This window comes from Kitasatospora sp. NPDC002227 (genome assembly GCF_040296285.1).
GTDB lineage: Bacteria > Actinomycetota > Actinomycetes > Streptomycetales > Streptomycetaceae > Kitasatospora.
In genome coordinates, this window is record NZ_JBEOWY010000051.1 from 23225 (window position 1) to 44236 (window position 21012).

Genomic DNA, 21012 nt, shown 5'->3' on the forward strand with positions numbered 1-21012 from the left:
CTCGGTTGAAACTTTGCCGCGATATCCTCGACCTCATGGGCCATAACCTTCAAAGTGGCAGGCTCCGCCCGGTCGACCTGGCGCGGGAGCACGGCCTGTCCACCCAGGCGGTGCGCAACTACGAGGAGGCCGGCATCCTCCCGGCAGCCGGTCGCACCGCGCACGGCTACCGCACCTACACCCCGCTGCACGCGGCCGCCCTGCGCGCCTTCCTCGCCCTGGTGCCGGGCCACGGCCACCAGGCGGCGGCCGCGATCATGCGGGCCGTGAACCAGGGCGCCGCCGAGGAGGCCTTCCGGCTGATCGACGAGAGCCACGCCGGGCTCCTGGACGACCGGCGGACTCTGCGGGCCGTCGAGGGCGCCCTGCGCGACCTGGGGCCCGCCGTCGAGGGAGCCGGGACGGCTGACCCCTCCTTCATCGGACCGCTCGCCGCGAAGCTCGGCATCCGACCCGCGACCCTGCGCAAGTGGGAGCGCGCCGGGCTGCTGCACCCGCTCCGCGACCCGGCGACCGGCTACCGCGTCTACCTCGGGGCCGATGTCCGGGATGCCCGTCTCACCCGTCAACTCCGCCGCGGCGGCTACCTCCTGGAGCAGATCGCCCCACTGATCGCCCACGTCCGCACGGCCGGCGGCCTGGCGCCGCTGGAGACCGCCCTGCACGACTGGCACCACCGCCTCGCCACCCGCAGCCGCGCGATGCTGGCCGGCGCCGCCGCGTTCGAGGCCTACCTCCAACGGCTCGGCTGAGCCGGGAAATCCGGTGGCGGCCAGATCACCGCCCTGGAGATCATTCACCCATGTCGGACGACCAGCGCCAGGGTGGGCGGATCATCTTTCTGAACGGCACCTCGAGCTCCGGAAAATCGAGCATCGCCAGGGAGCTCCTCGAGATCCTGGACGACTCCTACTTCCACCTGCCGGTGGACGCCTTCCACGGGATGCGCTCCGACCGGGACATCCCCGACGAGCACCTGCAGGCCGAGCTCGACCGGACCGCCAGGGGCTTCCACCGCGCCGTCGCCGGCATGGCCGCGGCCGGCAATCACGTCGTGGTGGACCACCTGCTGACCGATCCTTGGCGCCTTCTCGACTGCCTCGACGTCCTCCCCGCCGAGAGCGTCCTGCTCGTCGGTCTTCACTGCCCCTTGCCGGAGCTGGCGCGGCGGGAACAGCTCCGGGGCGACCGGCCACCGGGCCTGGCCGCGCGGCAGTCCGCCCAAGTCCACGCGCACGGCGTCTACGACCTCGAATGCGACACCAGCAGGAGCTCCCCGAGGGAGATCGCCCTGCGGATCAAGCAGGCTCTGGCTCGACGCCCGTCCCCGACCGCGTTCGAACAGCTGAAGCTCGCCCTTCGCCCCTGAGGTCACTCGGCTCGGCTCGACAGCCGCCCGACCGGGGGCAGGGCCCGGATCTCGGCGGCCTGGAAGGACACGTGCTTGTCCTGACCGGCGAGCACGACGGCCCTCCCGGTGAGGGTGGCAGTCGTGGTGGGCCGGCCGGACCAGGCGGTCACCTCGAAGTCCGTCACCCCGGTGCAGACCAGGACGAATTCGACCGAGTTGTGGCCGTGCTCCCGCCACAGCTCGGCGGCTGCGGCCGGGACTGCGAAGGCGAAGAACCTCAGCGTGACGGAGGCCTCGCGCTCGTCGACCAGGACGGACTGCAGGGAGTAGTCCGTCAGGGGTGGCGGGGGCGAGCCGAAGACATTGCGGATCGTCCCGGGGTAGGCCAGCTCGGCGGACCAGTCAGGCTCGTTCATAGAAGACCTTCGCCGTCGTGGGTGGCAGCTGTCCGCCGTGCCGCCGCCGGTCGAGGGGGCTGTCGAACCACCGCCTCGCCGTGTACGGATCCCCGTCGCCGGAGCGGTAGGCGTTGAGGCGGCCCGCCCTGACGGCGTGCGCGGCGAACTCCAGGCCGAACTCCGGCCCGCTCACGGCCACCTCGACCCGGCGCACCTGAGTCCACGGCAGCGGACGGACCGCCACATCGATCACGGTGCGGTCGGGCACTCCCCGCATCCGCAGACCCTCCACCGCCATGAACTCCAGCTGGGCCTCGAACCGGTCGCAGCCGGCCTCGGTCCAGTCCGGCGGCGCGAGGTCGGGGAACTGCGGGAACTCGACCCGCAGCGTCACGCCCGAGCCGTACGGACTCAGGTGCACCGACCGCAGCACCAGCCGCTCCAGCGGCGGCAGCTCGCGGTGGACGCCGACGAACCGCTCGGAGTGGACCAGAAGCTGCGGCCAGGTGCCGGCTCTCATCCCTCGGGCCCTCCCGTCTCGGCGCTGGGCTGGGATGTTACCGCCCCGGCCTGCCCGACCGGTTCAACGCCGCCGTGCGGCGCCCCGGCGAGCACGCGGGATCGAGCCCTCGCCGACGAACGGGAGCGGCACCGGGGCTGACCCACCGTCGGCCGCCTGGCGGTAGGGTCTGGGCGCATGAGTGATGCTTCGGACTACTGGTGGGCGCGGCTGCGCGGCCCGGGCGGGGGCGAGGTGCCGCCGAGCGTGGTGGAGCGGATCAGCTGGTACGAGCTACGCCTGCACCGGCACCGGATCGGGCACCAGGTCTCCGAGGTGGTGATCCTGCTGCTCGGCGCGGCCATCCCGGCCGCCGTGGCGGCCGGGGCGCCGGGGGCGGTCACCGGGGTGCTCGGCGCCCTGGTGGTGGTCGGCACCGGGGTGCGGCAGCTGTTCCGCTTCAGCGACAACTGGATACGCACCGGCCGCTACCTGATCGCCCTCCAGGGCGAGGTGGTCAGCTGGAGCACCGGTGACGGCCCGTACCGGGACCAGGCCTCGGCCGGCGCCCTGCTGGCGGCCCGGGTGGAGGCGCTGGTCCGCGCCGAGAACGCGGACTGGGTCGGCATGCTCTCCGACACCTCCCGCAATTCCCCTGCCTCGGCTTAGAGTTGGCCCGGGCCGCGGCCCGCGGCTCGTGCCTGGATCGTCGTACGGGGGAAATGCATGTCGAAGAAGAAGCAGTTGTTCTTAGCCGTGGTCACGGCCGCCGCACTCGCGGCGGGCCTGCCCGGCGTGGCGGGCGCCGTCGCCCCGCCGCTGTCCAGCGTGCGGGTGGTCGCGCACTTCGACCAGTCTGCCCTGCAGATGCCGGAGAACATCGCACTGGAGCCGGACGGCTCGGTGGACCTCTCGCTCTCCTACTCCGACCAGATCGCCCGGGTCGACACCGCCGGGCACACCAAGGTGCTGGCCACCCTGCCGCCGCCCGCCGACGGCGGGGTGAACACGCCGTTCTCCGGTCAGCAGCTGATCACCGGGCTGGTCCGCGGCTCCGACGGCTCGCTGTACACCGCGTACAGCACCGGCACCGCCGACCTGACCGGCATCTGGCGGCTCACCCCGTCCGGCAGCCTCACCCGGGTCGCCCCGCTGCCGGTCAACACCTTCGCCAACGGGCTGGCCCTGGACGAGACGGCCGGCGTCATGTACGCCACCGACTCGGCGCTCAGCCTGATCTGGCGCATCCCGCTGCGCGGTGGCGGGGCCGCGACCGTCTGGGCCGACGGACCGGAGCTGAAGGGCACCGCCCCCGAGTGGTTCGGCGCCAACGGCCTCAAGCTGCACAACGGGGCCCTGTGGGCGGCCAGCATGGACCAGGGGCTCCTGCTGCGCTACCCGATCGACTGCCACGGCAAGGCCGGTGCCCCGCAGGTCCGGGCCACCGGTCTGGTCGGGATCGACGACTTCGGCTTCGTCGGCCGCACGGACACCGTGCTGGCCGCCGTCAACAGGTCCGCCGAGGTCGCCCTGGTCCGCCCCGACGGCACCCACACGGTCGTGCTGACCGCCGCCGACGGCCTCCAGAACCCGACCTCGGTCGCCGTCCGGGGCAGCACGGTGTACGTCACCAGCGCCGCGTACGGCGGCACCGACCCGGCGCTGATCACCGCCCGGCTGGACCGGTAGCGGAGCGGTCGGTGGGGCCGGCTCTCCAGCGGCCCCACCGACGGTCCCTCCCGGCCGGGGTCAGATCACGCCGATCCGGCGCAGCATCCAGCGGTTGGCGCCGCCGACCAGCCCCGCCTTGTCGAGCACGCCGATCACCTTGGCGGCCATCTCCCGCTTGGTGGCCCGCCAGTGCGGGTTGGCCCGGGCCACCCGGCGCCCCTCGACCGGGTCGATGCCGACGGCGGCGTACACCTGCGGGTGGATCAGGCTCTTGGTGGAGCGGAAGATGACCAGGCCGAGCAGCAGCTGCTCGAAGCGGCGGCGCACCGGGCCGAGATCCCGCCGCAGCATCTCCTCGCGGGCGTAGGTGATGTGCCGGGACTCCTCGATCACGTGGATCCGGGAGACCTGGCGGACCAGCGGCTGCAGCGACTCGTCGGCCATCATCTCGCGCTGGAACGAGTCCAGGATCTCCTCGACGTACATGGTGCCGCCGAAGGTCTGGCTGTGGGTGGAGACCGCCTTGAAGACGCGGCCCAGCTCATGCGAGACCTTGCCGGGGCCGTACGCCGGGACGCCCATCCAGGAGATCATCTTGGCGAACATCACCGAGTGGCGGCACTCGTCGGCGATCTCGGTGAGCGCGTACTGGACGTGCGCCGTGGTCGGGTCCCGGTCGAAGGCGTGCCGCAGCAGCATCTGCATCAGGATCTCCTCGAACCAGATGCCCACACTGGCGACGCTCGCCACCTCGTGCTTGCTGAGCTCGATCCGCTGCGCCTCCGTCAGGCCCTCCCACAGCTCGGTGCCGTAGAGCGAGACCCGGTGCGGCGGCAGGTAGTAGGCGCCCTCGACCGGCTCGGCGGCCCAGTCGATCTCCTTGAGCGGGTCGAAGGAGAGCTTCGCGCTGGAAGCCAGCAGCCGCTCGGCCGTCTTCTTCCGGTCTCTGGCCCGCTCCTCGGTGGTGGTGGTCATCTGCCCTGCCCCTCTGCCTCGCCGCCGGGCCCGCTGCGGCCCACTACTCCATGAAGCTAGGGACTATTAGACATCGAGTCAATAGTACTGGCAGTCCCTGCCGCGAGAAGCCTCCCGGGGCAGGGCGCGGCGGGTCAGTTCTCGTTCTCGTACACCTCGGCGTGCGCCGCGGCCAGCAGCAGGTACCCCTCCCCGTTGAGCTTGATCCCGGCCCGCTCCTCCGCCGTCAGCTCCCGCCGCACCTTGCCCGGCACCCCGGCCACCAGCGAGCCGGGCGGGATCTGCGCCCCCTGCGGCACCACGGCCCCGGCCGCGACCAGCGAGCCGCTGCCGACCCGGGCGCCGTTGAGCACCACGGCGCCCATCCCCACCAGCACGTCGTCCTCGACCACGCACCCGTGCAGCACCGCGTTGTATCCGACCGTCACCCGCTCCCCCACCCGCAGCGGGAAGCCCGGGTCGGCGTGCAGCGTGCAGTTGTCCTGCACGTTGCTGCCGGCCCCCACCGAGATCCGTTCGGCGTCACCGCGCAGCACCGCGCCGTACCAGACGCTCGCCCCGGCGGCCAGCGTCACGGCCCCGACCACCACCGCGTTCGGCGCCACGAAAACGCCTTCCGCCACCTCGGGCACCATCGGTCCGACCGCGGTGATCAACGGCTCTGCCATCAGCTACTCCTTCGATCCGATTAATCAGCATGAACATCTCATAAAGCGGCATGGAATCGCGCCCGCCGGGACAACCATCCCGCGAGACTCCGACCACCCGTCAGTCACCCCCGTACCGGAGGACCTTCGTGCGCAAGAGGATCATCGCCGCCGCCGCGAGCGCCGTACTGCTGCTGCTCGCCGTCCCGGCCTCGGCCGCCGCCCCGGCCCCGACCCCGGGCGCCCCAGGCGTCGGCGACCCCTACTACCCCACTTACGGCAACGGCGGCTACCACGTCTCGCACTACGACCTCAGGCTCAAGTACCAGCCCACCACCGACTTCCTGGAGGGCACCGCCACCCTGCTCGCCACCACCACCCAGGCGCTCTCCCGCTTCAACCTCGACTTCGCGCTCGACGTGCAGGAGGTGCGGGTCAACGGCCGCCTTGCCGAGTTCGCCTTCAGTGGCGAGCAGGAGCTCGAGGTCACCCCGGCCAGGCCGCTCGCCAAGGGCGAGGCCGTCACCGTGGTGGTCCGCTACTCCGGCACCCCCTCGAAGGTGAAGCGCTACGGCTTCGACGCCTGGCTGCGCACCCCCGACGGCGGCGTGGCGGCCGACGAGCCGGAGATGGCCTGGTGGTGGTTCCCCAGCAACGACCACCCGCTGGACAAGGCCACCTTCGACGTCTCCGTCCTGGTGCCCGACGGCACCCAGGCGATCAGCAACGGCGAGCTCGTCTCCACCAGCTCCAAGCTGGGCTGGACGCGCTACAACTGGCGCGAGAACAAGCCCCAGGCCACCTACCTGGCCACTCTGGCGGTCGGCCGGTTCGACCTCTCCACCGGCACCGCCACCGCCGCCGGCATCCCGGTGGTCAACGCCTACAGCAAGGACCTGGGCGACAACGACGGCGCCGCCCGCGCCAGCGTCGAGCGCACCGGCGAGCTGGTCGACTGGCTGAGCGGCGTCTTCGGCCCGTACCCCTTCTCCACCGTCGGCGGATACGTGCCGAACGTGCCGACCAGGTACGCGCTGGAGACCCAGACCCGGGTCTTCTACAGCCCCAAGCAGTTCGCCAAGGGCTCCAACACCTCCGTCGTGGTCCACGAGCTGGCCCACCAGTGGTACGGCGACAGCGTCTCGCTCGAGAGCTGGCGCGACATCTGGCTGAACGAAGGCTTCGCCACCTACGCCCAGTGGCTCTGGTCCGAGCACGAAGGCGAGGGCACCGCCCAGGAACTGGCCGACTACGTGTACGCCTCGCACCCGGCCGACGACCCGTTCTGGCAGGTCGAGCCGGGCGACCCGGGCGCCGACGACCCGTTCGCGGCCGCCGTCTACGACCGCGGCGCGGTGGCGGTCCAGCAGCTGCGGGGCGCCGTCGGGGACGAGAAGTTCTTCAAGATCCTCAAGGCCTGGCCGACCGAGCACCGCTACGGCAACGGCACCATCGCGCAGTTCCAGGCCCTGGCCGAGCGCATCTCGGGCCAGAAGCTCGGCCCGCTCTTCCAGACCTGGCTCTACACCAAGGGCAAGCCCGCCCTGCCCGGCCAGGCGAAGCTCGCCGTGGCCCAGCCCCGCTCCTGGGCCCAGATCGAGGAGAGCAACCGGGCGGAGCACGGTGGCGCTCAGCGCTGGTCGGCCGCGTCCCAGTAGCCCGGGGCCAGCGGCGCCCGGCCGGTGAGGTCCGCCCGGACCTCACCGGCCAGTTTGCGCGTGTCCCGCCGGTTGACCATCGCGCCCACCCCGGCGCCGACCAGCAGCGGGGTGAGCGAGGGCAGGCGGCGCAGCGAGCTGTGCACCAGCCGCCTGCGCACCTTCTGCCGCACCTCGGCGCCCAGCGCCACGGCCGCCAGGCTCGCCGGGGCGATCAGCGCGTTGCGGTCGATGCCCCGGCGCTCGGCCCAGGCGGTGACGTAGGCGGTGGCCCGCTGGGTGCGGGTGCCCTGCGGGGCCTGGCCGTAGACCTCGTGCAGTTCGGCGATCAGCTTGATCTCGACGGCCGCCACGGCCAGCGCCTCGGCGGCGATCTCCACCGGCATCGCGGGCGGCACCGGCAGCATCGCGGCCGCGCCGATGCTCGCTCCCACCGCGCCCGAGGCCCGGCAGGCGCCGAGCACCAGCCGGTCGGCCAGCTCCTCGGGGGTGGCGGCGTCCGGGTGCTGGGCCCGCAGGGTGGCCAGGTCGCGCACCGGGATGCGCGGGGCCGCCTCCACCAGCCGGTCCGCCATCGCCTTGCCGCCGCGCCCGGCCGCCGCCCCGCCCTTGACCAGCGCCCCGCTCACCGAGCCCACCAGGGCCTTGGCCCGGCTGCGGCCCCGCCGGTGCCAGACGGCCGCCGGCTCGCCCGCCCCGCGCCGCTCCATCTGCGCCGAGAGCGCCGTCAGCTCCGCCGCGACCTCGTCCGGCTCCGGCGCGTCTTTCCGTCCTCGCGAGAATCCCATCCTCATCGCCTACCCCGCCCATGGGCGGGTCGCACCCGCACCGGCCCGAAATCCGCTCGACCGCCGGGTACCGCGCTCCTACGGTGGCGGCATGACAGAACTGCGCACCGAGCGCCTCCTCCTCCGCCAGTGGCGTGACAGCGACCTCGACGCCTGGGCCGCGATGAACGCCGACCCCGAAGTCCGCCGCTACTTCCCCACCGTGCTCGACCGCGAGCAGAGCGCGGGCTCGCTGGAGCGCTTCCGGGCCGACATCGCCGATCGCGGCTGGGGTTTCTGGGCCGTCGAGGTGGCCGGGAGCGGGCAGTTCGCCGGCTTCACCGGGCTCGACAAGGTGGACGAGGGGCTGCCCTTCGCGGGCGTGGAGATCGGCTGGCGCCTGGCCCGCGAGGCCTGGGGCCTCGGGTACGCCACCGAGGCGGCCCGCGCCGCGCTGGCGTACGGCTTCGAGGAGCTCGCCCTGCCGGAGATCCTGGCCGTCACCGCTGTCGGCAACGAGCGCTCCCGCGCGGTGATGGCCAGGCTGGGCATGACGTACGACCCGGCCGACGACTTCGACGACACCGATCTGCCGGAGGGCCACCCGCTGCGCCCCAGCGTGCTCTACCGCCTCGAGGCGGCCGGCTGACCGCGGGTCAGAGCATCAGGTACATGATGTGCAGGCCGACGTAGCCGAGCTTCGGGTGGCGGAAGCCCTCCCGCAGGGTGCCCACCACCTCGAAGCCGAGCGAGCGGTAGAGGTGGACGGCCGCCGCGTTCGTCTCCACCACGGCGTTGAACTGCATCGCCCGGTACCCGGCCGCCCGCGCCCACTCCACCGTGTACTCGGCCAGCGCCCGGCCCACGCCCTGCCCGGCGTGCGCCGGGTCGACCATGTAGCTCGCACTGGCGATGTGCGAACCGTTGCCCATGTGGTTGCGGTTCATCTTCGCCGTGCCGAGCACCGCTCCGTCCTCGTCCACCGCGACGACCGTGCGGTCCGGTGCGCCGAGCAGCCACCAGTCGCGGGCCTCGTCCCGGCCGAGGTCGGTCGGGTAGGTGAAGGTCTCGCCGGCGGCGACGATCTGACGGAAGAACGGCCAGACGGCGGGCCAGTCCTCGGTGGTGGCTTCCCTGATCAACATCCGGTCAGGATGCCTGCGGTCCCGGCCGGACCGCCACTGGTTTCTCGAACCAGTGGTGGGCGTACGGCTCGTCGTTGAAGGCCGGCACCTCCGCGAACCCCGCCGAGCGGTAGAGCCCGAGGGCGGCGTCCAGTGCCCGGTTGGTGTCCAGGCGCAGCAGCTCGTGGCCGTGCTCGGCGGCGCGGGCCTCCAGCTCGGCCAGGAACCGGCGGGCCAGGCCCAGGCCCCGGCTGCCAGGGGCGACCCACATCCGCTTGATCTCGGCGGGGGCGCCGGCGGGCAGCTTGAGCCCGGCGCAGCCGACGGGCTCGCCGTGCAGGCGGGCGACCAGGAGGAGGCCGTGCGGGGGCCGCAGCCCGGCGGGGTCGGGGAGCTTGCTGCGGGCGGGGTCGAAGCCGGTGTCGAAGCGGGTGCTCAGCTCGGCGTAGTAGGCCGCGAGGCAGTGCCGGGCGTCGGGGTGGTCGGGGTCGACGGCGTCCAGGGTGACGGTCGAGGCGGTCAGCAGGCGCTCGACCTCGGCCATGGCGGTGACCAGCCGCTCGCGCTGGGTGTCGCTCAGGGGCCGCAGCAGCTGCCCGGCCAGGTCGTCGCTGCGGCGGTCCAGTGTCACCCGTTCGGCTCTGCCCTGCTCGGTGAGGCGGGCGGTGCGCAGCCGGCGGTCCTGCGGCTGGGGCTCGACGGTGACCAGGCCGTCCCGCTCGAGCGAGCGCAGCAGCCGGCTGAGGTAGCCGGAGTCGAGCCCGAGCCGCTCGCGCAGCTCCCGGACGTCCCTCCCCTGCTCGCCGATCTCCCAGAGCAGCCGGGCCTCGCCGACGGGGCGGTCGCGGCCCAGATAGTGGTCCTGGAGCACCCCCACCCGCTCGGTGACGGTGCGGTTGAACCGGCGGACCTGCTCGACGTACGACGAAGGCTCCATTCTCTGACCTTAGTCAGAGAATGGAGCCGGAGTCGAGCCCGGGCTCAGATGCTCAGCACCTGGCCGGGCAGGATCAGGTCGATGTCGCCGCCGATCACCTTGACGTTGTTGCCGTACAGGGTGTTGAGGTTGACGCCGTGGGCGGCCGCGATGGCGCTCAGGGTGTCACCGCTCTTGACGGTGTAGGTGCCACCGGTGCTCTTCTGGGCGCCGGTGTTCTTCTGCACCGGGGCGGCCGGGGCAGCCGGGGCGGTCTTCTCGACCGGCTTGCGCTCGGCGCTGCGCGAGGCGGCCGCGGAGTCGTTCTTCGGCGCGGCCTTGGTGGTCTCGTCCGCCGACTTGGCGGACTTCGTGGACTTGGCGCTCGAGGAGGTGTCGACCTGGGCGGCGGCGCCGCCCTTGGTCAGGCCGGCCTTGACGGAGCAGACCGGCCAGGCGCCGGGGCCCTGGTCGGCCAGCACCTTCTCGGCGACGGCGATCTGCTGCCCCTTGGTCGCCTGGTCGGCGGAGGCGGCGTACTGGGTGCCGCCGTACGCGGCCCAGGTGCTGTTGGTGAACTGCAGGCCGCCGTAGAAGCCGTTGCCCGAGTTGATGCTCCAGTTGCCGGTGCTCTCGCACTGGGCGACGGCGTCCCAGGTGGAGGCGGACGCGGCAGAGGCCGAAGTGGCCGTGACGAGGCCCGCAACCGGGAGAGCGGCCACAGCGCCGCCCATCAGGACCATCCGCAGGCGGTTGCGCTTGGCGGAGGTGGTGGTGGCAGCGGTGGTCTCGTTACGGAAGGTCATACAGATCCTCTCGGAAGCCCCGGGCGGACAGCACGAAGAAGGCCCACGGGTGGGTGTCCTCCGGGTGTCGCACGCAGCGGGCGGCCGCTCACGTGTCCTACGTGGCGTGCCGCCCCGGTCACCTTCACCGCGTCTGCCCGGCCGCCTCGGGGGCGGGGGCTGCGGGGGTGAACCCGGGTGGTGCGCTGTGCACTGGTTACGAAGCTACGAGCCATCCGGGGCCGAGGACAAGCATTTCGGCGAAATGCCAGTTCAGAGCGGTGTTACCGAAGGTAGGGCCGCCACCGGACCCCTCATTTCAAGGGCCGGGCGGGGCTCCCGAAGATCGTTCCGGGCCCGGTTGTGCCCCCCGTCACCGCTCGCGGGCGGTGACGCCGGGCACACTGTCGACCCAGCGCGAGCTTTCAGGCACGGACGGTCGGATTCCCGGCGGCCTCGACGGCCCCGGGGGTGGCCCCGCTCACAACCGGCCCCGCCGGAGCCCGGTCCACCGCCCAGGAGACGGCCGCGATCACGAATCCGACGGCCGCCAGCGCGGCTCCGACCACCGTCGGGGAGACCCAGCCCAGGCCCGCGCTCAGTGCCACCCCGCCGAGGAAGGCCCCCTGCGCGTTGGCCACGTTGAACGCCGCCTGCACCGTCGCCGAGGCCAGGGTCGGCGCCTGCCGGGCCTTCTGCAGCACCAGCGTCTGCACGGTCGGGACGGTGGCGAAGCCGAACAGGCCGACCAGCACCACCGTGAGCGCCGCCGACCACCGCGCGTGCGCCGTCACCGAGAACAGCGCCAGGGCGAGCGCCATCAGGGCGAAGGCCGCGCAGATCGCGGGCCGCAGCGCCCGGTCGGCCGCGTAGCCGCCCAGCGCGTTCCCCAGCGTCATCCCGACCCCGAACAGGGCGAGCACCAGCGTCACCGAGCCCTCGCCGAAGCCGGCCACCTCGGTGAGCAGCGGCGCGATGTAGCTGTAGCAGGCGAACAGCCCGGCGCAGCCGAACACCACCGTGGCCAGCGCCAGCCAGAGCTGCCCGCTCCGGAACGCCGCCAGCTCGGTGCGCAGCCCCGCCTGCGGGTGGCTGGGCAGCGGCGGCACCAGCCGGGCGATGGCCAGCGTGCCGAGCGCCCCGATCCCAACCACCACGAGCATCGCGGCCCGCCAGCCCAGGTGCTGGCCCAGCAGGGTCGCGGCCGGGACGCCCACGATGTTGGCGATGGTCAGGCCGGAGAACATCGCCGACACCGCCCGCGCCCGCAGGTGCGGCGCCACCAGCTCGGCGGCGGCCACCGCCCCCGCGCCGAAGAACGCCCCGTGCGGCAGCCCGGTCACCAGCCGGGCCCCGATCAGCCAGCCGAAGCCGGGCGCCAGCGCGCAGAACAGGTTCCCCGCCGTGAACAGCCCGGCGAGCCCGATCAGCACCGCCTTGCGCGGCAGCCGCGCCGTGGCGGCGGTGAGCAGCGGGGCGCCGACCACCACGCCGATCGCGTAGGTGGAGATCACCCAGCCCACCTGGGGGATGGACACGTGCAGGTCCTCGGCGATCTGCGGGACCAGGCCCATCGCGGCGAACTCGGTGGTGCCGATCGCGAAGGCGGTGACGGCGAGGGCGACGAGCGCCAGCGGCATGAGAGGGGTACTCCGAGGACGTAGAGGGCCGGGCGCGGTCGCCGCTCGGGGAGGGTGCCGCGTGATTCTACCGGCGCGCCGGGGTGGGGCTATGGCACGCATTCGGGGCTGCTCCGGATGCCAGAATCGGCACAGATCCCGGACGAACGGCCGGGTGGACGGGAGGGGAACAGACGTGGCTACTGGTCCGGTCGCGGCGGTCGACATCGGCGGCACCAAGATCGCGGTGGGTCTGGTGGCCTCGGACGGCACGCTGCTCGCCACCACCCGCCGCCCCACCCCGGCGGACGCCGACGGCGAGACGGTGCTTAAGGCCCTGCTCGACGGCCTGGACGAGCTGGCCGGCCACCCGCAGTGGGCGGGCGCCCGGGCCGTGGGCATCGGCAGCGCCGGGCCGGTGGACACCGCCGAGGGCACGGTGAGCCCGGTGAACATCCCCGGCTGGCGGGGCTTCCCCGTGGTCCGCCGGGTGGCCGGGCACCTGGGCGGGCGGCTGCCGGTGGTGCTCACCGGCGACGGCATCGCGATCGCCGCCGCCGAGCACCGCTTCGGGGCGGCGCGGCCGTACGACAACGCCCTGTGCATGGTGGTGTCCACCGGGGTGGGCGGCGGGCTGGTGCTGGGCGGCGCCCTGCACTCGGGGCGGACCGGCAACGCCGGGCACATCGGGCACATCTCGGTGGACCTCAACGGCGAGCTCTGCCCGTGCGGCGCCCGGGGCTGCCTGGAGCGGCTGGCCAGCGGGCCCGCCATCGCCCGCCACGCCCTCGCCCTGGGCTGGCGGCCCGGCGGGGCGGACGACTCCGCCGCGGCGGTCGCGGTGGCGGCGCGGGCGGGTGACGCGGCCGCCCTGGCCGCCTACGACCGGGCCGGCCAGGCCCTCGCGGCGGGCATCGCCGCCACCGCCACCCTGGTCGAGCTCGACGCCGTCGTCATCGGCGGCGGCGTCGCCCAGGCCGGCGAGCTCCTCTTCTCCCCCCTCCGCCGCCACCTCAGCACCTACGCCGCCCTCCCCTTCACCCACCACCTCGCCGTCCACCAGGCCCACCTCGGCCCGGACGCCGGGCTGATCGGCGCGGCCGCTGCGGCAATGGGTTAGCTCCCCGCGCCTCGGAGCCCGGTCGCGGGACCGATCAGGAATCGAGAAGCCCCGGCCGCCGCGCCGCCCCTAGTTTGGTCGTCATGGCAGCCGGCGCTTCCGCCGCGGCCGACACCTCCACCGACCAAGGGGCAACCATGAAGGCACACGTCAGCTCGATCCTCCTCGGTGTCCGGGACATGGACCGCGCCAAGCGGTTCTACACCGAGGGGCTCGGTTGGACGGTCAAGAACGACTACGGGGTCTCGGTGTTCTTCGAGTCGGACGGCGCCTCGCCGGTCGGGTTCTACGGTCGCGAGGGCCTGGCCGACCTGGTGGGCACGGAGGCCGCGGGCAGCGGCTTCAGCGGACTGGTGCTGACGTACGTCGTCCGCAGCCCGACGCGGGTCGACGAGGTCATGGCGGAGGCCGCCAAGGCCGGTGCCACCGTCCTCAAGCCCGCCGGCGCCCTGCCGTGGGGCGGGTACGGCGGCACCTTCGCCGACCCGGACGGCTACGTCTGGAGCCTCGGCTACAGCGCCCAGGGCGCCGACCAGCCCTACGCCGAGTAGCACCGCCCTCCCTTACCCGGCAGAACACCCGGACCCCGTGGGACGATGACAGGGCCAGGGCCTGTCTTCTGGATCACGCCGGATCAGCGGGCGGCGTTGGGTGACGCGCGGGCGGCGCCGAGGAGGGAGTCCATGCGGAGCATCGGCGACCGACGAGAAGCCGTCGAGGTGCGTGCCCCGGCGGCGACCGCCCGGCGCGATCCAGAAGGCAGGCCCTAATCCCCGATCTCCCCCGGGCGGTTGCGTGACCATGCAGGGCGACGAACAGCAGGGCAGCGGCGGGGACCGCGACGGCCTCCTCGCGGTGCCGATCGCGACCGCGCTGATCGCCGAGGACGGCCGCATCCTCCACTGGAGCGCCGACGCCGAATCCCTCCTCGGCTACTCCGCCGAGGAGGCGGTCGGCTCCTACGCCGCGCAGATCCTGGTCACCGAGGAGCAGCGCCCCGAGGTGCTCGAGCTCTTCGACAGCATCATCTCCGGCCGCGCCTGGTCCGGCGTCTTCCCGGTGCTGCACCGCTCCGGCCACTACGTGAACCTGGAGTTCCGCACCCACCCCATCGCCGGCCCCGACGGCCGCCCGCTCGTCCTCGCGGTCGCCTCGGACGTCACCGCCCTGCGCCGGCTCCAGGCGGACCTCACCGTGCTGGACGGCTTCTTCACCCAGTCCCCGGTGGGGATGGCCGTCTACGACCCGGAACTGCGCTTCGTCCGGCTCAACGGCGCGCTCGCCGCCGTCAACGGGATGCCCGTGGACGAGCACCTGGGCCGCCGGGTCTCCGAGATCCTGCCCGGCATCAACACCTCCGAGGTGGAGGCCGTGATGCGCCACGTGCTGTCCACCGGGCGGGCGGTGATCGACACCCGCTCGCACGGCCGCACCCCGGGCGACCCCGACCACGACCGTGCCTGGTCCGCCTCCTACTTCCGGCTGGACCGGCCGGACGGCGAGGTGCTGGGCGTGAGTTCGACCATCGTGGACGTCACCGAGCACTACCTCGCCGAGGCCCGCGCCGCCCGCGCGACCGAGCGCCTCTCGCTGCTGGTGGACGCCACCGCCTCCATCGGCACCACCCTCGATCTTCGCCGCACCGCACGGGAGTTGGCCGAGGCGATGGTGCCGAGGGTGTGCGACGTGAGCGGGGTGTACGCATTGGAGCGGCTGGTCTCCGGCAAGCCCGACGACGCGTCGGGGGACCGCTGGGTGCGCCGGCTCGCGCTGTCCACCGTCGATCCGGAGTACCCGGTCGAGCACCTGCCCACCGAGGCCGTCTACCGGATCCCGCCGGACACCGCGTACGCGGAGGCGATGGCCGCCGGCCGCACCGTCGTCGCCCCCTCCTGGGAGCTGCCGCTGCTGGGGCCGGGGATTCCCGAGGAGCGGATGCCGGCCTACCGGGGCGAACGCTCCCGTTCGGTGCGGATCGCGCCGCTGGTGGCGCGCGGGGCGGTGCTCGGGATGGTGGTGTACTCCCGGCGCGGCGACCGCGAGTCCTTCGGCGAGGCCGACATCACGCTCGGCGACGAGCTGGTCTCCCGGGCCGCCGTGGCGATCGACAACGCCCGGCTCTACCAGCGCCAGCACGACATCGTGCTGGCCCGCGCCCAGGCGCTGCGCGAGGCCAAGGCCGCCCAGGAGCGCCTGGCGCTGGTCAACGCGGCCTCCACCGACATCGGCACCACCCTCGATCTCGCCCAGACAGCAAGGGAGTTGGCCCTGGTGGCCACCCCCCGGCTGGCGGACACCGTGGTGGTCGAGGTGCTGGACGCGCTGATGCGCGGCGAGGACAGCCAGCCACCGGGGCGGGCCGACCGCTCGGCCGTCCTGCGCCGGATGGCCTTCCACACCACCCCGTCCTCCGCCATGCAGCCGGTCGACGAGGTCGGCAGCGTGCACCACTTCCACCCGTCGACCCCGTACGCCTGGGCTCTTGCCCACCGCCGGCCGCTGCTGATCTCGCACTTGGACGACTCCGCCCAGACCTGGTTCGCCGACGACCCGGCCCGCGCCGCGGCCGCCGCACGCGAAGGGGTGCGCTCGATCATGGTGGTGCCGCTGATCGCGCGCGGCTCGGCCGTCGGGGTGGCCTCCTTCTACCGCAACGTCACCGAGGCCCCGTACACCGAGGAGGACCTGGGCCTGGCCGCCGAGTTGGCGGCCCGGGCGGCCGTCTCGATCGACAACGCGCTGCTCTACACCCGGGAGCGGGACGCCGCCCGGCTGCGGCAGGTGGCCCTGGAGGAGGCGCACACCGCCCAGCAGCGCCTGGCCCTGCTCAACGAGGCCAGCACCCGGATCGGCACCACGCTCGATCTGCAGCGCACCGCCCAGGAGTTGGTCGAGGTGGTGATCCCGCGCTTCGCCGACTTCGTCACCGTCGACCTGCTGGAGACGGTGATGGACGGCGAGGAGCCCGGGCCGATACCGCAGGACGGCCCGGCGCTGCTGCGGGCGGTGGCGGTCGGCGAGATCAACTCCGACATCGTCATGGCGGGGGCCGCGGACGCGGTCGGTGAGCCGACCCGCTCGGCCAAGCTGTATGCGGAGAGCCTGCGTTCGGGCCGCTCGATCCTGGTCGCCGAGGTGGACGAAGCCGCCCTGCACCGGATCGTCGCCTCCCCCGACCGGGTCGAGCCGAGCCTGGAAGCCGGGGTGCACAGCTACATCATGGTGCCGCTGCTCGCGCGCGGTGTGGTGCTGGGCGGCGCGGAGTTCATCCGCACCGCCAACCCCGAGCCGTTCAACGCGGCGGACGTCGCGCTGGCCGAGGAGCTGGCGGCCCGGGCCGCGGTCTGCATCGACAACGCCCGGCTCTACCGCCGCGAGCGCGACACCGCCGTCACCCTGCAGCGCAGCCTGCTGCCGCAGGAGGTGCACCGCTCGCTCGGCCTCGAGATCGCCTACCGGTACCTGCCCAGCAGCGTGGTCAGCGAAGTCGGCGGCGACTGGTTCGACGTGGTGCCGCTCTCCGGCGGGCGGGTCGCCCTGATCGTCGGCGACGTGATGGGCCACGGCATCCGGGCCGCCGCCACCATGGGCCAACTCCGCACCGTGGCCCGGACGTTGATCACGATGGACATCGACCCCGTCCGGGTCATGCGCCGCCTGGACGAAGCCGCCTCGGCCGTCGGCGAGGGCCAGTTCGCCACCTGCGTCTGCGTGGTCTACGACCCGCTCGACCGCAGCTGCACCGCCTGCAGCGCGGGCCACCTGCCGCCCGTGGTCGCCACCGCCGACGGCACCGCCCAACTGCTCGAACTGCCCGCCGGCGCGCCGCTGGGCATCGGCGGGGTGCCCTTCGAGAGCGTGCGCTTCTCGCTGCCCGAGGACGGCATCCTGGTGCTCTACACCGACGGCCTGGTCGAGCGCCGGGGCCAGGACCTGGACGAAGGACTGGAGGTGCTGCGCCGCACCGTCGCCGACCGCCGGCCCACGCTGGAGCAGACCTGCGACGCCGTCCTCGACACCCTCGGCGCGCACAGCGGGCCGGACGACATCGCCGTCATCATGGCGCGCGTCCACCCCGTCGAGTCCTACCAGCTCGCCGTCCTGCCCCTGGCCGACGACCTCGCGATGGTCGGCCACGCCCGCCGCTTCACCCGCACCACCCTCGACTCCTGGGGCCTGGGCGGCCTGACCGACCTCGCCGAGCTGCTCACCAGCGAGCTGATCACCAACGCCCTCACCCACGCGGGCGCCCCCACCGAACTGCGGCTGTTCCGCAACCGGGTGCTCACCATCGAGGTGGCCGACGTGGACAGCCACCCGCCCACCCTGCGCCGCGCCCAGGACTCCGACGAGGGCGGACGCGGCATGCACCTGGTCAACGAACTCGCGCACCGCTGGGGCAGCCGCTCCACCACCGACGGCAAGGTGGTCTGGTACGAGCTGGAGATCCCGCCCGGCGGCCCGCGCTCCCACCAGCCACCGCACTGACGGCAGCCTCCGGAGCACGCCATGGGCACACCCAGCACCACCACTCCCGTCAAGGGCCTCGCCGCCCTCCCCTGCGCCAGACGCGGCAAATGGGCGGTGCTGGTGCTCTGGCTGGTGCTGCTCGCCCTGGCCGGTCCGCTGGCCGGCAAGCTGATGGGCGCGGAGGACAACCAGGCCTCCAGCTGGCTGCCGGGCAGCGCCGAATCGACCAAAGTCCTCAACGATCAGCGGGCGTTCCAGCCCGTCGACCTCGCCCAGGCGGTGGTGGTCTACCAGCGTGACACCGGCATCACCACCCTCGACCGGGCCAAGGCCACCGCCGACGCGGCCGCCTTCGCGAACGCCCCGCACGTGCTCGGCCGGGTGACCGGCCCGCAGGAGTCCGCCGACGGCAAGGCGCTGCAGACCGTGGTGCCGGTGGACATCGGCACCGGCGGCTGGAACGACCTCAAACCGGCAGTGGACAGCCTCCGGGCCACCGCCGCCGACCACAGCCTCGGCATGGCCACCCATGTGACCGGCCCGGCCGGGATCGGCGCAGACCAGGCCGAGGCCTTCTCGGGCATCGATGGCACCCTGCTCTACGCCACCGTCAGCGTGGTGATCGTGCTGCTCCTGCTCACCTACCGCTCGCCCGTGCTCTGGCTGCTGCCGCTGCTGTGCGCGGGCACCGCGCTGACCGTCGCGGAGGCCGTCATCTACCTGCTGGCGAAGCACGCCGGGCTGACCGTCAACGCGCAGAGCGCGGGCATCCTGATCGTGCTGGTGCTCGGCGCCGGCACCGACTACGCGCTGCTGCTGACCGCCCGCTACCGCGAGGAGCTGCGCCGCCACCAGGACCGGCACGAGGCGATGGCCTTCGCCCTGCACCGCGCCGGACCCGCGATCGGGGCCAGCTCGGCGACTGTGGTCGCCTCGATGCTCTGCCTCCTGATCGCCGAGATGAACTCCACCCGGGGCCTCGGGCCGGTCTGCGCGATCGGCGTGCTGGTCGCCCTGGCGGCGATGGTAACCCTGCTGCCCGCACTGCTGGTGATCTTCGGGCGCTGGGTGTTCTGGCCCGTCCGCCCCGCCTTCGGCACACCCGAGCCGACCGCCACCGGCCGCTGGGCCCACATCGGCGGCTGGATCGGCCGCCGCCCGCGCAAGGTCTGGGTGGGCACCGCGCTCGCCCTCGCGGCCTGCTGCCTGGGCCTGCTCTCCCTGAACGCCAACGGGCTGAGCACGGCCGGCACCTTCACCGGCACGCCCGACTCGGTGACCGGCCAGCAGGTGCTCCAGCAGCACTTCCCCGGCGGCACCGGCGCACCGCTGACCATCATCAGCACCGCCACCTCCGCCGACGCCGTCCGCACGGCGGCCGGGCAGACCCCCGGCATCGCCGGCACCACCGTGCCGCTGGTCGCCAAGGGCTCCGCCTGGACCCAGGCCACCCTGGCCGACCCGCCCGACAGCGCGGCCGCCAAGGCCACCGTCGACCGGGTCCGCACCGCCGTGCACGCCGTGCCCGACGCCCAGGCCAAGGTCGGCGGCTCGACGGCCGTGGTGCTCGACGCCGGGCGGGCCGCAGCGGCGGACAATCGCGCGATCATCCCGCTGGTGCTCGCCGTGGTGCTGCTGATCCTGGCCGGGCTGCTGCGCGCGGTGGTCGCGCCACTGGTGCTGATCGCCACCGTGGTGCTCTCCTACGCGGCGGCGCTCGGCGTCAGCTCCCTCTTCTTCGCGCACGTCTTCCAGTTCGAGGGCGAGGACAACGCCTTCCCGCTCTTCGTCTTCGTCTTCCTGGTCGCCCTCGGCATCGACTACAACATCTTCCTCACCACCCGCGTCCGCGAGGAGGCCGGGCGGCTGGGCACCCGGGCGGGCGCGGTGGCCGGCCTCGCCGCGACCGGCGGCGTGATCACCTCGGCCGGGCTGATCCTCGCCAGCACCTTCGCCGTGCTCGGCACCCTGCCGGTGGTGGGCTTCGCCGAGATCGGCTTCGCGGTGGCCTTCGGCGTCCTGCTCGACACCCTGGTGGTGCGCTCGGTGCTGGTCACAGCGCTGGCCATGGACCTCGACCGGCACCTGTGGTGGCCCAGCGCGCTCTCCCGGAAATCCACTCCCACCCGCCCCGCCCCTCTGCCGGCCTCCCGCCCATGAGCAGTTACGCAAGCCTGACGACGCCGGACGAAGTCCCGGCGCGCCGACAGCTGCCGGGCTGAACAAGGCAAGCCGGACCGTCTGCCGGCGACCTGCGAGCGCACCCACGGCGTGACCTACCTCCACGGCTGCTACTCGATCGGCGACGACACGCTGTGGGGCGTGAACAGGCGCCGCAAAGGCACTGCGAACACCCTGGCCGCACTGAGGTCGATCCGGGCCGGACAGCGCTCCGGTGTACATGATCTTGGACAATGGGGCCATGCGTATTCGAAAGGTCCGGATCGAAGAACTGCTCCTGCTCCAGGACATCGAGCGGGCGGCCGGACGGTGCTTCCGCGACATCGGCATGCCCGAGATCGCGGACGACGAGCCGCTGCCTCTCGATGAACTCGCTGGATATCAGCGGGCGGGGCTGGCCTGGGTGGCCGTCAACGAGTCCGACACTCCGATGGCCTATCTCATCGCCGACCACGTCGACGGCAACCTGCACATCGAACAGGTATCGGTGCACCCCGACAACGCAGGCCAGGGAATCGGACGGTCGCTACTGGACCACCTTGCCGAGCGAGCGGCAGCCCACAGCATTCCCGCCCTGACCCTCACGACGTTCGCCGACGTGCCGTGGAACGCCCCCTACTACACACGCTGCGGGTTCCAGCCGCTGGACGACACCCTGCTCAGCCCGGGCCTGCTGGACATCCGTACGCGGGAAGCGGCCCATGGCCTGGACAGGTGGCCGCGCCTGTTCATGCACCGGGCTGTGTGACGGTTCCATCAGGGCAGTTGCCCGGTTGGAGCGACACAGGTGCGGACCACCGGCACCAACCCGACGAACTGAGCGGAACGAAC

20 protein-coding genes and 1 pseudogene are annotated in these 21012 nt (G+C 73.1%); 12 read left to right on the top strand and 9 right to left on the bottom strand.

The genetic code is table 11. The features are described 5' to 3' along the window. The first annotated feature begins 35 nt into the window (after positions 1–35). Both ABT095_RS31575 and ABT095_RS31580 read left to right on the top strand, forming a co-directional pair. On the top strand, positions 36–752 hold the full coding sequence (locus ABT095_RS31575; protein WP_350532986.1) for a TioE family transcriptional regulator: 717 nt from the start codon (positions 36–38) through the stop codon (positions 750–752). Between the two features lie 50 nt (positions 753–802). Continuing rightward, on the top strand, positions 803–1369 hold the full coding sequence (locus ABT095_RS31580; protein WP_350532987.1) for a chloramphenicol phosphotransferase CPT family protein: 567 nt from the start codon (positions 803–805) through the stop codon (positions 1367–1369). A gap of 2 nt (positions 1370–1371) precedes the next feature. On the opposite strand, the gene ABT095_RS31585 is transcribed toward ABT095_RS31580, so the two are convergent. Further along, entirely contained in the window at positions 1372–1767 is a 396-nt protein-coding gene (locus tag ABT095_RS31585) for an Imm50 family immunity protein (protein WP_350532988.1), read from the bottom strand. Then, positions 1754–2269, bottom strand: coding sequence for an Imm50 family immunity protein (locus ABT095_RS31590; protein ID WP_350532989.1), 516 nt, complete (start codon positions 2267–2269; stop codon positions 1754–1756). Before ABT095_RS31590 ends, ABT095_RS31585 begins: the two co-directional genes overlap by 14 nt. A 177-nt stretch (positions 2270–2446) precedes the next feature. On the opposite strand from ABT095_RS31590, the gene ABT095_RS31595 reads away from it, so the two are divergent. Then, complete coding sequence (locus ABT095_RS31595) at positions 2447–2917, top strand: DUF4231 domain-containing protein (RefSeq protein WP_350532990.1); 471 nt, start codon at positions 2447–2449, stop codon at positions 2915–2917. A 57-nt stretch (positions 2918–2974) separates the two neighbouring features. Beyond that, positions 2975–3937, top strand: a complete 963-nt coding sequence (locus ABT095_RS31600; protein WP_350532991.1) for an SMP-30/gluconolactonase/LRE family protein — start codon at positions 2975–2977, stop codon at positions 3935–3937. Positions 3938–3997: 60 nt separating this feature from the next. On the opposite strand, the gene ABT095_RS31605 is transcribed toward ABT095_RS31600, so the two are convergent. Next, on the bottom strand, positions 3998–4894 hold the full coding sequence (locus tag ABT095_RS31605) for an AurF N-oxygenase family protein (RefSeq protein WP_350532992.1): 897 nt from the start codon (positions 4892–4894) through the stop codon (positions 3998–4000). Positions 4895–5028: 134 nt separating this feature from the next. Then, positions 5029–5562: a gamma carbonic anhydrase family protein gene (locus ABT095_RS31610; protein WP_350532993.1), complete on the bottom strand. Its 534-nt coding sequence runs from the start codon at positions 5560–5562 to the stop codon at positions 5029–5031. Positions 5563–5690: 128 nt separating this feature from the next. On the opposite strand from ABT095_RS31610, the gene ABT095_RS31615 reads away from it, so the two are divergent. After that, positions 5691–7199 carry a M1 family metallopeptidase gene (locus ABT095_RS31615; RefSeq protein ID WP_350532994.1) on the top strand — a complete coding sequence of 503 codons (1509 nt, stop codon included), beginning with the start codon at positions 5691–5693 and terminating at the stop codon, positions 7197–7199. On the opposite strand, the gene ABT095_RS31620 is transcribed toward ABT095_RS31615, so the two are convergent. Then, the gene (locus tag ABT095_RS31620; protein ID WP_350532995.1) at positions 7172–7987 is read right to left on the bottom strand and encodes a hypothetical protein; all 816 of its coding nucleotides are present in this window, start codon (positions 7985–7987) and stop codon (positions 7172–7174) included. The two genes, ABT095_RS31615 and ABT095_RS31620, sit on opposite strands and share 28 nt — an antisense overlap. Before the next feature lie 91 nt (positions 7988–8078). Here ABT095_RS31620 and ABT095_RS31625 point away from each other — a divergent pair, with 91 nt between their 5' ends. Then, the gene (locus tag ABT095_RS31625; RefSeq protein WP_350532996.1) at positions 8079–8615 is read left to right on the top strand and encodes a GNAT family N-acetyltransferase; all 537 of its coding nucleotides are present in this window, start codon (positions 8079–8081) and stop codon (positions 8613–8615) included. Between the two features lie 7 nt (positions 8616–8622). Here ABT095_RS31625 and ABT095_RS31630 read toward each other — a convergent pair whose 3' ends face one another. The 4 genes from ABT095_RS31630 to ABT095_RS31645 all read right to left on the bottom strand — a co-directional run bounded on the left by ABT095_RS31630 (position 8623) and on the right by ABT095_RS31645 (position 12431). Continuing rightward, the gene (locus ABT095_RS31630) at positions 8623–9111 is read right to left on the bottom strand and encodes a GNAT family N-acetyltransferase (protein ID WP_350532997.1); all 489 of its coding nucleotides are present in this window, start codon (positions 9109–9111) and stop codon (positions 8623–8625) included. 4 nt (positions 9112–9115) lie between these two features. Beyond that, on the bottom strand, positions 9116–10027 hold the full coding sequence (locus tag ABT095_RS31635) for a bifunctional helix-turn-helix transcriptional regulator/GNAT family N-acetyltransferase (protein WP_350532998.1): 912 nt from the start codon (positions 10025–10027) through the stop codon (positions 9116–9118). Between the two features lie 44 nt (positions 10028–10071). Beyond that, positions 10072–10812 (bottom strand): transglycosylase family protein, encoded by a 741-nt coding sequence (locus tag ABT095_RS31640; RefSeq protein WP_350532999.1) that lies wholly within the window; start codon positions 10810–10812, stop codon positions 10072–10074. Between the two features lie 404 nt (positions 10813–11216). Then, a complete protein-coding gene (locus tag ABT095_RS31645; protein WP_350533000.1) occupies positions 11217–12431 on the bottom strand; it encodes an MFS transporter in 1215 nt (404 codons plus the stop codon). Positions 12432–12606: 175 nt separating this feature from the next. On the opposite strand from ABT095_RS31645, the gene ABT095_RS31650 reads away from it, so the two are divergent. From ABT095_RS31650 to ABT095_RS31675, 6 genes and pseudogenes are all read left to right on the top strand, one after another. Continuing rightward, complete coding sequence (locus ABT095_RS31650; protein ID WP_350533001.1) at positions 12607–13530, top strand: ROK family protein; 924 nt, start codon at positions 12607–12609, stop codon at positions 13528–13530. Positions 13531–13613: 83 nt separating this feature from the next. Beyond that, entirely contained in the window at positions 13614–14081 is a 468-nt protein-coding gene (locus ABT095_RS31655) for a VOC family protein (RefSeq protein ID WP_350533002.1), read from the top strand. 250 nt (positions 14082–14331) lie between these two features. Beyond that, complete coding sequence (locus tag ABT095_RS31660; RefSeq protein WP_350533016.1) at positions 14332–18018, top strand: SpoIIE family protein phosphatase; 3687 nt, start codon at positions 14332–14334, stop codon at positions 18016–18018. A gap of 21 nt (positions 18019–18039) precedes the next feature. Further along, on the top strand, positions 18040–20160 hold the full coding sequence (locus tag ABT095_RS31665; protein WP_350533003.1) for an MMPL family transporter: 2121 nt from the start codon (positions 18040–18042) through the stop codon (positions 20158–20160). Positions 20161–20202: 42 nt separating this feature from the next. Then, positions 20203–20416 (top strand): annotated as a pseudogene (locus ABT095_RS31670) (IS630 family transposase); the annotation flags it as partial. Positions 20417–20422: 6 nt separating this feature from the next. Next, positions 20423–20929, top strand: coding sequence for a GNAT family N-acetyltransferase (locus ABT095_RS31675; protein ID WP_350533017.1), 507 nt, complete (start codon positions 20423–20425; stop codon positions 20927–20929). Positions 20930–21012: the final 83 nt, after the last annotated feature.